Annotated in this window: 8 protein-coding genes; 6 read left to right on the top strand and 2 right to left on the bottom strand. The window is 45.4% G+C overall.

Annotated features, from left to right (window positions below):
- Positions 1-78: 78 nt before the first annotated feature.
- The 4 genes from ACYPZI_RS00995 to ACYPZI_RS00980 all read left to right on the top strand — a co-directional run bounded on the left by ACYPZI_RS00995 (position 79) and on the right by ACYPZI_RS00980 (position 7,633).
- On the top strand, positions 79-2,268 hold the full coding sequence (locus ACYPZI_RS00995; RefSeq protein ID WP_459597723.1) for an alpha-galactosidase: 2,190 nt from the start codon (positions 79-81) through the stop codon (positions 2,266-2,268).
- 154 nt (positions 2,269-2,422) lie between these two features.
- Positions 2,423-4,441, top strand: a complete 2,019-nt coding sequence (locus ACYPZI_RS00990; RefSeq protein ID WP_459597721.1) for a glucosidase family protein — start codon at positions 2,423-2,425, stop codon at positions 4,439-4,441.
- 115 nt (positions 4,442-4,556) lie between these two features.
- Entirely contained in the window at positions 4,557-6,149 is a 1,593-nt protein-coding gene (locus tag ACYPZI_RS00985) for a glycoside hydrolase family 28 protein (protein WP_459597719.1), read from the top strand.
- 8 nt (positions 6,150-6,157) lie between these two features.
- On the top strand, positions 6,158-7,633 hold the full coding sequence (locus ACYPZI_RS00980; RefSeq protein WP_459597717.1) for a DUF362 domain-containing protein: 1,476 nt from the start codon (positions 6,158-6,160) through the stop codon (positions 7,631-7,633).
- Positions 7,634-7,655: 22 nt separating this feature from the next.
- On the opposite strand, the gene ACYPZI_RS00975 is transcribed toward ACYPZI_RS00980, so the two are convergent.
- Positions 7,656-11,759: a hybrid sensor histidine kinase/response regulator gene (locus ACYPZI_RS00975; protein ID WP_459597715.1), complete on the bottom strand. Its 4,104-nt coding sequence runs from the start codon at positions 11,757-11,759 to the stop codon at positions 7,656-7,658.
- Positions 11,760-12,079: 320 nt separating this feature from the next.
- Here ACYPZI_RS00975 and ACYPZI_RS00970 point away from each other — a divergent pair, with 320 nt between their 5' ends.
- On the top strand, positions 12,080-13,021 hold the full coding sequence (locus tag ACYPZI_RS00970) for an SPFH domain-containing protein (protein WP_459597713.1): 942 nt from the start codon (positions 12,080-12,082) through the stop codon (positions 13,019-13,021).
- Positions 13,022-13,047: 26 nt separating this feature from the next.
- Positions 13,048-13,227: a type II toxin-antitoxin system antitoxin gene (locus ACYPZI_RS00965; protein ID WP_459597711.1), complete on the top strand. Its 180-nt coding sequence runs from the start codon at positions 13,048-13,050 to the stop codon at positions 13,225-13,227.
- Positions 13,228-13,506: 279 nt separating this feature from the next.
- Here ACYPZI_RS00965 and tnpA read toward each other — a convergent pair whose 3' ends face one another.
- Positions 13,507-13,776 carry an IS66 family insertion sequence element accessory protein TnpA gene (gene tnpA / locus ACYPZI_RS00960; RefSeq protein WP_459597709.1) on the bottom strand — a complete coding sequence of 90 codons (270 nt, stop codon included), beginning with the start codon at positions 13,774-13,776 and terminating at the stop codon, positions 13,507-13,509.
- Between the last annotated feature and the right edge of the window lie 224 nt (positions 13,777-14,000).

Below are 14,000 nucleotides of genomic sequence, written 5' to 3'. Positions count from 1 at the left end.
TTGACTCCGATGCATGTGATGCCTTACTATTGTCAGTATGACAAAAATAAAAACAACAAATATAACAAACTGATAATCATGAATGTAAAAAAACTTATAACGAAAATGACATTCCTATTGATCGTCTGCCTGCCGGGACTTACGGCATGGGGACAAGGAGCCACGGACGGGAAGATTTTCAAGATAACCACAAATAACTCGGTACTGACACTGATGGCAGGGAACGATAGCCGCCTCTACCAGATGGCTTACGGAAATCCAGGCACCGAGTTGTATAAAATACCTGCCCGCAACGGTATGCCCCGTGAAAAGGAGTTTTACCCTCCGGCAGGAAACGGATCGATTACCGAACCGGCCATACAGGCAGTACACGCGGATGGAAATACATCCACCGACCTGTACTATCAGAGTCACGAGACCAAAACCGTAGATGCTAATTCCGACCAGACTGTTATCCAACTCAAAGATCCGCAATATCCTTTCTTTGTTGATATTTACATCAAGACATATAAAAAGGAAGATGTAATAGAAATGTGGACTGAAATTTTCCATCAGGAAAACGGCTCCGTTACCCTCTACAAATACGCTTCGGCATCACCTATTTTTACGGCAAAAGAATACTGGGTGACACAATTTTGCGGCAATTATAAGCGTGAGGCTACCGTGGTGGAAGAAAAACTTACTCCAGGCATCAAGGTACTGGATTCAAAGATTGGCGTAAGGGCTCACCAGATGCGCATTCCGTCGTTTATGTTGTCACTGGACGGAGCGGCCTCGGAAAACAGCGGTGAAGTGTTTGCTAGCACCCTGTCGTGGCCGGGTAGCTTCCAATTGGCTTTCGACCTCGACTGGAACAACAATCTGCGCACACTGACGGGCATTAATACATATATGTCGAAATATATACTCGAAAAAGATCAGAAGCTGAAAACACCCTTATCTACATGGACATACAGTTCTATGGGCAAAGGGCAGGTCAGCCGCAACCTGCACCACTGGGCGGTGAATTATACTATCCGCGACGGTTTCAAAGACCGTCCCATCCTGCTCAACAACTGGGAAGCCACTTATTGCGATTTTGACGAGAAAAAGATCGTATCCCTGTTCGATGGAGCCAAAGAGGTGGATATAGAACTCTTCCTGCTCGATGACGGCTGGTTCGGCAACGGCAAATATGCCCGTGACGATGACAAACACGGACTCGGCGACTGGACACCAGATGCCAAGAAGCTCCCTAGCGGATTGTCTTATCTCTGTAAAGAAGCGGCTAAAAGAAAAATAGGCTTCGGCATCTGGCTCGAACCGGAGATGGTAAACCCATTGAGCTTACTTTACGAAAAGCATCCGGATTGGGTGATCACGCAGCCGAAACGTGAACCGCTATACGGCCGCAACCAGATGATACTCGACCTGACGCGCCCCGAAGTACAGCAATTTGAATGGAACGAGGTGATAAACAAAACCTTGAGACCGAATCCCGGTATCTCATACGTGAAATGGGATGCTAACCGCTATGTGACGCAACCGGGTTCGTCTTACCTTTCTCCGGAAAAACAGTCGCACCTGCTGATCGATTACAATAACAACCTGCTCGCCCTAATGAAAAAGACAAGGGATAATTTTCCCAACGTAATGATGATGCTTTGCGCAGGAGGTAGCGGCCGCACCGATTACGGCAGTTTGCAGTATTTCCATTCGTTTTGGCCGAGCGACAATACCGATCCGTTGAAAAGGGTATTCATCCAGTGGGGATTCTCGCATATCTTCCCTGCCAATACCATATCGGCACACGTAACACGTATGGGCAAGCGTCCGATGAAATTTACCATCGATGTTGCCCTGAGCGGCGCCTACGGAGTAGACCTCGACCTGTCAAAACTGACAGCAGACGAACGATTACAGATAAAGCGCAGCGTGGAACTTTACAAGAAGAGCCTGCGTCCGGTGGTGCAGTATGGCGACCTGTTCCGGCTGAGCAGCCCGTACGAAAACCCTTGTGCAGCACTTAGCTATGTTTCGAAAGATAAAGATAAAGCCGTGGTATTTGTCTATCAGATAGAAGACGGGCAGAATGGCAAAATAAAACTGAACGGGCTCGATCCTGCCAAAACATATAAAGTAAAAGAACTGAATCTGGAAGCAGGAAAAAACTCTTCTTTCGAATTGGATGGAAAAACTCTTTCGGGAGAGGAACTGATGAAGAATGGCTTTGTACCGTCATGTAAGGCTCAGCTTGAAAGTATGGTTATCGGACTGAATGTGGAATAATGATTTAACTACGTCATTGTGAGTGAAACGAAGTGTAGCAAAGCGATCCAATATATTGGAACTAATGACTGGATTGCTTCACTACGTTCGCAATGACGAGGATTTGTCCGAAGCAATCTATAAAACAGATATTTAACTATAAAACCAAAATATTATGAAAAGAACTATTTTAACAATAATCGCCTTGATAACAGGATTTTGTGCTGTTCACGCCCAACAGGACAGGTGGCGTTTGGCTGATTCGGGCGGTATAGAATGGATCATCGACAACCGCCTGCCCCATAACGACCATCTGGAAATGAGCGGGCAGCAGTTATCCGTGGTATTGCGCTACGGAGTAGACGCCAACGGAGCGTTTCACATCAACCGTTCGCTGGTGTTCCCGATGCTGCGTATGCAACCTGTCACACGCACACAAGCCAACCTCTTGCAGCGTTTCGACATAGACATCGCCAAAATGGTTACTATTGCTAATATGAATCCGGAAGGTGAAAAGGTAAGTAAGATCAGTTTCGACGGGCTACTGAAGGTAGAAAGCACGTTCGACTATATGGCGGGCCGCAAAAAAGTGGAAAAAGGACTGGAACTGACACGCGTCCACTACCCGTCCACCACTTCAACCTATTATCTGGAAGAATATACCTTCAAAAATACGGGAACAGCCAATGTAATATTGCGCCTGCCCGAACTGCATATGGAATACGCTATTCCTGCCGACCAGACGCTATACGGTGATTACCTCATCGATGCCGATATTTCGAAAAGCGGATGGTTCGACCTGGAGCCGGGCGAAAGCTTTTCGTTCCATGTTGTATTCTCGGCACGGAAAAAGGCTGATCCCGCTTTCGCTTCGGTCAATACAGATGCCGAGCGCAGTGCACGCCAATCTCTGGTAAAAGAATGGTGGTCGAACCTCGTGTTAGAAACGCCCGATCCGGTACTCAACCGCATGTTTGCCTTCGCCAAGATACGCGGAGCCGAAAGCATCTACAAAACGAAAGGCGGATTTATGCACGGCCCGGGAGGGGAAACCTATTATGCGGCCATCTGGGCTAACGACCAGGCAGAATATATCAACCCATTCTTCCCGTTCCTCGGCTACGAGGTGGGCAACGAATCGGCAATCAACACATATCGTCATTTCGCACGTTTTATGAATCCCGAATATAACCCTATCCCCAGTTCCATTATCTCAGAAGGCGCTTCGATATGGCACGGAGCTAAAGACCGCGGCGACGGAGCCATGATCGCTTACGGGGCGGCCCGTTATGCTCTTGCAAGAGGCAGCAAAGCCGAAGCACAGGAATTGTGGACGCTGATAGAATGGTGTCTCGAATACTGTAAGCGCAAACTCACTAGTGAAGGCGTGGTAGCTTCCGATTCGGATGAGCTGGAAAACAGGTTCCCGGCAGGAAATGCCAACCTGTGTACATCCGCATTATACTACGATGCACTGATTTCGGCAGCTTATCTGGCCTGTGACCTGGGTAAGCCTAACAGCCGGATACAGCAATACAAAAAAGAAGCGGCAACCCTGCGCAAAGCCATCGAATCGCATTTCGGGTATAAAGTAGAGGGATTCGATACATATCGCTATTACGACGGTAACGACATCCTTCGCTCGTGGATGTGCATTCCGCTGACAATGGGAATTTACGACCGTGCGGAAGGAACCATCAAAGCGCTGTTCTCGCCACGCCTGTGGACAGACGACGGACTGCTCACTCAAGCCGGAACCGAAACATTCTGGGATCGCTCCACACTCTACGCCCTCAGGGGAGTATTCGCGGCAGGAGCAGCGGAGAAAGGGCTTGAATATCTCTATAAATATTCACGCAGAAGGCTACTCGGCGAACATGTCCCTTATGCTATCGAAGCATGGCCGGAAGGCTCGCAGCGCCACCTGTCGGCTGAAGGTGGACTATATTGCCGCATCTATACGGAAGGATTGCTCGGCATACGTCCGACGGGGTTGAGATCGTTCGAACTGACCCCTCATCTGCCGGCAGTATGGGATTTTATGAACCTGAAATCGATCCGCTCATTTGGACAGGCATTCGATATCGACGTGACCCGTAAAAGCGGAAAACTGGAAGTGATAGTAAAAAACCAGTCGAAAACGATACTGAAAAAGCTGATAAAAGAAGGGGAAACAATCAATGTGAAAATGTGAAAATTTGCCAATGGTGTCAGCCACTTGCGCCTACGCTCCGCAATGCGGACGCTAAACTTTTGGTTCGTTTCGGGCAATACCAAAATGAACAAGAAAATATAACAAAAGCAAGGTTATGAAAAAAATATTCTTCTGCCTGTTACTGATAATTTCCTGTGGGAATATTGCGGCACAGACATACAATGTAAAAGATTACGGCGCAACGGGTGACGGGAGGCAAATGGACTCCCCGTCCATCCAGAAAGCGATAGACGACTGCACAAAAAAGGGCGGTGGTACAGTGATCGTCCCGAAAGGAACATACTTGTCGGCAACGATAGTCATCAAGGATAATGTAACCCTGCACCTCGAAGAAGGGGCATTGCTGCTCGGCTCTACCGACCTGAACGATTACACGATGGTCGATCCGTTTACCGACGGTCTGGGAGTGAGTGTCGGCCGCACTTTCATTGCTGCCGTAGATGCCCTGAATATAGCCATCGAAGGCAAAGGTGTTATCGACGGTCAAGGCTCTGCACTGAAGGCCAGACACATAGAAACCGACACCCGCCCCGAAGGGCAGCGCTGGGGCGAAAGGCCGTTCCTGCTGCGCATCGTCAGATGCAGGAACATAAGGGTGCAGGACGTTACGCTGAAATACTCGGCTTCGTGGACTTCGCACTATGCACAGAGCACCGACGTTGTGATCGATAATGTAAAGATCACCAGTTTGGGCGTAGCGCATAACGACGGCATCGACATTGATGGATGCCAGCACGTGAAAATCACCAATTGTGATGTGGAGAGCGGAGACGATGCCCTGTGTTTCAAGACAACACACAGCAAATACCCGTGCCGCGACATTGTGGTGGACAATATGAAGCTGAAAAGCAACCAGGCAGGGATTAAAGCGGGTACCGAATCGATGGCAGCCTTTGAGAATATCAGAATCTCGAATTGTTATATCTACAACACGAACAATGGCGGCATCAAACTGTTTACTGTAGACGGGGCACATCTGAAAAATATTGTAATAGAGAACGTTAAAATGGACAATGTGCGTACCCCTATACTTTTCCGTCTGGGTTCGCGCCTCAACGTATTCCGCAAGGGGCAGGACGAGCAGCAGCCGACAGGTATTTTCGAGAACGTGGCTATCCGCAACGTGAAAGCTAAGAGCGCAGAAAAGACACAACTCACCTCTGCTTCGGGTATTCTCATTACAGGCATACCGGGCCATTACATGAAGGGATTGACTTTGGAAAATATCGAAATCGAACTGCCCGGAGGAGGCTCCGTTACCGAAGGACGCCACGAAGTTCCGGAGGCCGTAAAAGAATATCCCGAAGTGAAGACATTCGGCCCCACCATTCCCGCATACGGTATCTGGGCAAGACATGCCGACGGCCTGATACTGAAAGACATTACATTCAAAGTAAACAAGCCCGACCGGCGCCCTGTTTGCATATTCGAAGATATTAAAAACTCATCGGCTACGGGAATTCAGGCAGAGCTGTATACCGGCTGCGAATCGGCTATCCGCTTCAAAGATGTACAGAACATGCAGTTCAGCCTGCCAGGGCTAACAGGAGCGTCCGCCAGTCTGACCGAAGTGTCGGGAAAGAATAATAGCCAAATCGTACTGAAAGGAACGACAATCCTGAAATCGTCACAAAAAGTAAAAGCGGTGGACGGAGGAAAAACGAAAGCAATCAGTTTCACTAAATAAAATCTATTATGAAGCGACAATTCAGTAAAATAAACAGGCGGGCGTTCATCAGGTATGTAACCCTAACCTTTGCCACTATCCCGTTCGTAAGTAGTAAGGCCTCCATCCTGAGGCAGACACAGGACAAACCGAAACCAATCACCAAATACGACTGGCGACCCGAAACGCCTAACCGCCCCGTAGGTACAGCCAAAGGCATTTATCCGGGCAGGGTATCGTGGACACATGCCCCGGGCGCCGCACACTGGGACGGTAAGTGGAAATCGATGAAAAGTCCGTGGTGGCTCGACGAGAATACCGACCAGACCAAAGTGGATGCTATGATCGGTACCATTATGCTCGACCTGACAGGTCGGAAAAATTATAAAAATGCCTGGCAATCGATCTTTGAGCATTACAACCGTAGCAACAGGAACCTGAAAAGGGGCTACAACAAGGACGAAATAGTGGCGGTGAAGATCAATATGAATTCGACCAACCGTCCGCAGCGGATCAACAATTATACCGACCTTGCCCCGCAGACAGTCTATGCGATGGTGGAGCAACTGGTGAAGCATGCCGGCGTTCCTGAGAACAAGATCGTGATCTACGATGCCAAACGTTATATCCTGGCCGAACTGCTGGAGAAGATCTGGCGCGACTTCAAGGATGTGCGTTTCGTACAGGAAAAAGAGTTTACAGAAGACCAGAGGCATCCTGTGTACAGTGATTTCAGCCGCTTCGAACTACCCGACTGGGTGAAGGCGATCGAATATTCCAATGGAGTGGATTATCCCAAAGCCACATTTATACCGGGACAGGTAAAGGAGGCTTCATACCTCATCAATATGGCCATGCTAAAGGCTCACTCTTACCCTTATTCCAACATGGAGGGTGGCGACGAAGGGCAGACAGGGGTAACGATGACAGCCAAGAACAATTTCGGATCGATACAGGGGCCGTCCGACCTGCACGGCCTGATCAACACGAACCGTGAAGGCAAAAAGGACACTTATTCGCCGATGGTAGACCTTGCGGCATCGCCCAATTTGGGAGCCAAGACCATCCTCTATATTCTGGACGGACTGTACTGCGCACGCAAACATTCCTCGTATGCCGTACATTTCCCCAATGCACCGTTCTTCAACAAGAACTATCCGTACGAAAATCCGGAATGGCCATCGTGTATGCTGGGTTCGCTCGACGGTGTGGCCCTTGATTCGGTAGGGCTCGATATCCTGTATTCGCAGACGAAAAACAATATAGACCCGAATAACGAATACCGCCCGTGGATGCTGATCCGCGAAAATGCAGACGGTTATATGCACGAGATGGCTCTCGCGAACAATCCGCCATCGGGTATGGTGTACAGGCAAAACGGCAAAACGGTTGCCAGTCTGGGCGTACACGAACACTGGAACAACGACGATCAACGCCAATACTCGCGTAACCTCAATCCGAAAAACGGCAAAGGAATAGAATTGATTTATACTAAAATAGGTTAAGTATTTAGCGGCGCCGATTTATTTAAACAAGCTTATCGTTTTCCTTTCCTGCATACTCTGATGGCGATACACCGTAATAGGTTTTGAAGCAATTGGAAAAGTACGCATGGCTGTTGAATCCTACAGCTACATAAACTTCCGAAACAGGCATTCTGGCCTCTTTCAGCAGTTTGGCTCCCATATTCAGACGGAAATTGCGGACAAACTCGTTTGGCGACAGGTCGGTTATCGATTTGATTTTCCGGTATAGGTTCGCCCTGCTCATACCGACATCACGGCTGAACTCGTCCAGGCTGAGATCAGGGTTTGAAATGTTTTTCTCCAATATTTCATATAACTTCTGCATGAAGCGTTCGTCCATCGAAGTGGCTTCAACACCCAGTGTTTCCAGAGAGAAACGTTTGCCGTATAGTTCTTTCAGTTTCTCCCTTGCCTGTATAATATTGTCTACACGGGTAGCCAGCAGAGCCGAATTGAACGGTTTGGTGATGTAATCGTCGGCTCCGGCTTCGTATCCCTGCTTCATATCTTCGGTCATAGTCCGGGCAGTGATCATAATCACCGGAATATGGCTTGTCCGAATATCTTTCTTGATAATGGCGCACATTTCCATGCCGTCCATTTTCGGCATCATCAGGTCGGTGATGATCAGGTCGGGCATATAGTTTACTGCTTTTTCTATGGCTCCTTCACCGTTAGCCGCCTCAATGATGTTGTACGAATCTTTCAGGTGCGAAATAATATAATGCCTTACATCCACATTGTCTTCCACTACGAGAATTGTATATGTCTTTTTTGCTTTGCTCGCTTCCTGTTTTTTTGCCTGCAATACATCTATCGAATAAGGAAAGTCGGACACCACAGCTTCTTCCGCAAAGTCTTCTTCCCCGAAATATTCCTTGCATACAGGTAGAATACATCTGAATATGGCTCCTGATCCTTCCGGACTTTCGGCCCATATAATGCCGTGATGCATTCCTATAATCGATTTGCTGAGGCTGAGACCGAGACCTGTCCCTGAAGCAGAATGCTCATTCTGTGCCACCTGATAGAACGGAATGAATATCTTTTCCAGTTCGTCCTGTGCGATGCCTGTACCGGAATCTTTTATTTCGAGCACAATGTAAGGGATGCTTCCGTTTGTAAAACTTTCGCTATGTAACGGATAAGCTTCTTTTAGATTTTCGAGGTACATTTCATCGACTTCCACTTCTACGGAACCCTTATCGGGAACATTCTTGAAGGCATTGGACAGGAAATTGAAAAATACTTTTTCCATCAGACTTTTATCAAACCATAATTGTATCGATTCCACATTGTGACAGTACACAAAGTTTATTTTTCGCGACAAGGCCAGTTCTCTGAAAAACATGACCATTTCTTCTGAAAATTTTATGAAATCGCCTTCCGATACTTTGAGTTTCATGGTACCGCTTTCTTTCTTCTGAAAATCCATCAGGTTGTTTACGATGCGGAGCAGGCGACGAGCATTACTCTGCATCAGCAATACATTTTCCTTCACTTTCGGCGACAGGTCGTCACGGACTGCCATATCGTCGAGCGGACTGATAATCAGTGTGAGTGGTGTACGCAGTTCGTGCGAAAAGTTGGTAAACAGCTTGTCGCGGGCCTGATGAAACTCTTCCTGTGTTTTAGCCTCCAGCTGCTTTATCCTGATGTTGTCCTGCAGGCGTTTCTTTTCGGTGAAGTAACGGATGATAAACCAAATGACGGCAGCTACCGCGGCTATGTAGAGAATGTAGGCCCACCATGTTTTCCAGAAAGGTGGTTTTACTACGATACGGATACCGGTTCCGGCATTGTTCCATACTCCGTCGTTATTTGATCCTTTGACCACAAAACGATACTCACCCGGAGGAACGTTCGTGTAGTAGGCCATACGCCGCGAACCGACGTTATTCCAGTCTTTGTCGAAACCTTCGAGCTTGTAGGCGTATTGATTTCTGTCGGAGAATATAAAGTTCAATGCACTGTATTCGATAGAGATATTCGACTGATCGTAGTTCAGTATGATTTCTGTCTGGCTACCGAGTTGCTCACTTAATATTTTGTCCTGCCCGTCGGGCAAAATCAGGCTGTTGTTGATAAACAGATTTTTGAGTATCACAGGCGGTATATACGGGTTGATGGACATTCGCCGCGGATTGAACAGGACAAAGCCGTTGTTCCCGCTGAAAATGATTTCGTCATTAGCCAGCCTGATTCCGGCGTGCAGGGTGAATTCGTCTATCTTAATCCCGTTGGAGTGGGTATAATTCCTGAAGGTCTTTGTTTTCGGATCAAAATCGGAAATTCCGGCAATAGTGCTGATCCATAAATGATTGTCGCTATCTTCTACAATTTTGCATATATTGTTGTTCAACAGGCCGCTTTTTGTATTATAAGTGGTGAATTTCCCTTTTCCGAGAACGAACAGGCTGATTCCTCCGCCATAGGTGCCTATCCAGATGTTGCCATTACTGTCCCTCATTATATTGGTAACGAAGTTGTCGGGTATATTGTCCGGATTGTTTTCCTTTGGATTGTTCTTGTAGTTTTTCATTATGTGGGTGTTGCAGTCGTAATAATACAGCCCGTTATTCCTTGTGCCGATGAGGAATACATCGTCCTGTATCTCAAGGATACACCTCACATCGGAGAAGTACATATCTTTACCTCCTTTTACCGGAAATACATTTTTAACGCCCCTATCGGAGACGATGATGAAACCCCACAGGCTGACGCTTCCCAGTATAAGGTCGCCTCGTTCGCTCCGGCTGATACTATAAACAGAGCGCTCTTCCTTCAGGTTGTATATTTGGGTAAAGCGTTTTCCGGCCATATCGAAACTGTAGATAACGCCTGAGTTTGTTCCGCAAATGATTCGCGATCCGTCGAGGTACATGGCCTTGATGATGTTTTTCCCATAGGTGGCGTTTTCACCTTCATGCATCACATAGTTACGGAATGCACCTGTTCTTTTGTTCATTTCAAGTAATCCTCCTCCTTCGGTGGCAATATACAGTTCGTTGGCTGTTTCAACCATCGGGCCGATAATACCTAACAGCCTTTTTTGATTGGCATTCGGATTATAGTAGCGAAACTTCTGCCCGTATTTGTTATAATAGCATGCTCCTCCTGCATAAGTTCCTACCCAGAGCGTCTGCGAACGGTCGTAATAGGCACAGATGATAGAGTAGTGGCTTAGTGCCCCTTGTTGCCCGATACCATACTCTTTGTATTGGACTATCTCTCTTGTCGAAGGATTGAGAACATTCAGCCCGTTGAAGGTGCCGATCAATATGTCTCCGTCAGGGGTTTCGGAAATGCACCTCACATTATTGTTTGTCAATCCTTTGTCCTGCCCGTAATGAATGAATTTATTGTCTCCTTTGCGGAGTAGGCTGACTCCCCCTGTCTGAGTTCCTACCCACAGATTGCCCAGCTTGTCGATAACGATGGCTTTTACCTGGTTGCTATGAATATTGTAAGGACCTTCCGCGTCTTTGTATACCGTGCATTGTTTTGTTTTCAGGTTGTACAGAAAGAGGCCTTTCGACAAGGTGCCTAAATATAGTATATCATTCTTTCGAAGTATTGCATTGATGCGGTTATCTATCGGTTTGTTGTCAATAAGTATCCGGCTGAAGGAGTCTGTCTTTTTGTTGTAGAGTTCAAGCCCTGTTTCGGTTCCTATCCAGATATTATCTTCTTCGTCTGCATAAACGGAATAAATAGTATTGTGCGACAGGCTTTTTGGGTTGTTACTGTCGACATAAAATCTTTTGAATTTGTTGGTGTTCATATCGAATTTATTCAGTCCGTTGTTTGTGCCTATCCATAGATTACCTTCCCTGTCTTCGGTTATGGAAATGATGTGGTTATCGGTGATACTGGTATTATCGTCGGGGTCAGACAGAAATATGTCGAAATTATACCCGTCATATCTATTCAGCCCGTTACGGGTGCCGAACCACATAAAGCCTTTGGCATCCTGATGGATGCAGGACACGGTTATCTGCGACAGACCATCGGCAAGTGACAGGTTGGAAAAGTAGTAACGCTCATTACCCTTGGCAAACAAGGTTGTGAGGAACAATAGTATCAGAATGAAAGTGCTTCTCATTGGGTGTATTAGATTTGCTATCCGCCTGTTTTGAAAAATAAAAGTAATAAATAAATCGCAACCTCCTTGCTGAGAAAATAGAGATTAACATCTTTACTGTTCTGAAACTGTAATCATTGCAGTCTAATACTGCAAGAGGCATATACCTTCGTTGAAATAATCATTTCGACCTTTTTATGTAATTTCCAGTCCCCAAGACGGGAAAATATTTCATCGTCAGGCGGAAAATGCTTTTTTTTAAAAATATGTATCTTATAATTTGCCGTTAATATAAATTATTTATATTTTTGATATTATTTTAATATCAAAATAAATTACATATGAAAACACAAGAACGTACATTTGAGGGCTTTATAATCTCCGGATTTTTAGCATTATTACTTTCATTTATTGTATTAACGGTTAGTGTATGGGGTATATCGACAGGATTGATTTGGGCTTTGCCTCTTGGCTTACTGGGATGTATTCTGGCTTCTATTTCTATATTGGGCTTTATCGTTATAGAGCCTAACAATGCACGGGTTATGATATTCTTTGGAAAATACAAAGGTACTATTACCAAAAATGGATTCTTTTGGGTAAACCCCTTTTATAGCAAAAAGAAATTAACACTACGTGCGCGGAACCTTGATGTACCACCAATCAAAGTAAACGACAAAGTAGGCAATCCTATTATGATAGGTTCTGTATTAGTATGGAGGGTAAGAGACACTTACAAAGCTATGTTTGACATAGACACATCTTCTATCTCAGGGGTTGTACCAGGTACAACTAACAATTACATTCAATTTTCGAATAGAATGCAAGCGTACGAAAATTTCGTAAAAATACAGAGTGATGCAGCACTACGACAAGTGGCCGGATTATTTGCATATGACAATAATAACAACGAGGCAAATAAAATAACCCTTCGCTCAGATGGAGAGGAAGTTAGCCAACGATTGGAAGTGGAATTGAACAGCCGGCTCGAAATAGCAGGGATCGAAGTAATTGAAGCACGGATAAATTATCTGGCATATGCAGCTGAAATAGCAAGTGTAATGCTTCGCCGTCAACAAGCCGACGCCATAATAGCGGCACGTGAAAAAATAGTGGAAGGAGCTGTGAGCATGGTCCAACTGGCTCTGGACAAATTACAAAAAGATGAAATAGTAGAACTGGATGAAGAACGGAAAGCATCTATGGTAAGCAATCTTCTTGTCGTCCTTTGCGCCGATGAAGCTGCCCAACCCATAGTTAACGCAGGAACACTACACCATTAAATTCTCAAAAGTGAAAATACTATATCGTGGCTAAAAAAGAATCTAACACAAAAAGCTTTATTCTACGAATAGACCAGAATATGATGGAAGCTATCGAGAAATGGGCTGCGGATGAATTTCGCAGTACCAATGGGCAAATACAATATATATTGGATCAAGCATTACGCAAAAGTGGGCGAATAAAGAATGGGAACAAAACAAATTAAGGGTAAAACAGATAAAAGAAAATGGCTTTTGTAATAAAAAGCCATTTTTTAGATGCCCCAAACAAACTAAATATGAAGATAATTTTATAGTTCAACAGGCTCTAACTATACAATTGCCAACACAACTGAAGCTGATATATCGATCGAATAACAAAACTGTAGGAACAACATAATATATAACCAGGGAAAATCTGTTTATCTTGATAATACCAATTTGTCTTAAAAAAAACTGAGTAACAAACTCTTAACTGTTAAAGTCATAAAATAATTATCTCTTTTTCAAAAAATAAAATAACTCCCGCCCCGGACAGTACCGGGGGATGAATACGCAGGATTATTCCGGTGAGGCAGGCGTAATTGACCCTGGTTACCCACTTTTACGGGGATGAACCGGCGCTTCTTTGGGATGGTCAACTTTACCCGCCATTCGTAAAATCGATCCAGGCGAATCCCTTCATTGGCGCAGAAGGCTTTTGGCGGTAAACCGCTCTCATGATAACGATTGTAAATTGCTTCAAAAACTTCTATGTTCCACTTTTTGCTTCGCATATAAATTCTGTTTTGCTAACAAAGATACATGCTGCAATAATGATAGAAAGACAGGGTTCACCGAATACTTACAGTTATATTATGGATGCTAAACCGTTTAGTACTAAAAATACAAAATGTACAAAACAAGTAAAATGTTTAGAGCTTGTTTAAATTTTACCAAAACATTTTATTATAGCTCTTTTTTCGTTCATTTTCAGTCTCTTTTTATCTGATTTTTCCCT

This window comes from Dysgonomonas reticulitermitis, from assembly GCF_054601275.1.
This window is presented reverse-complemented; position numbering and strand designations above follow the sequence as displayed.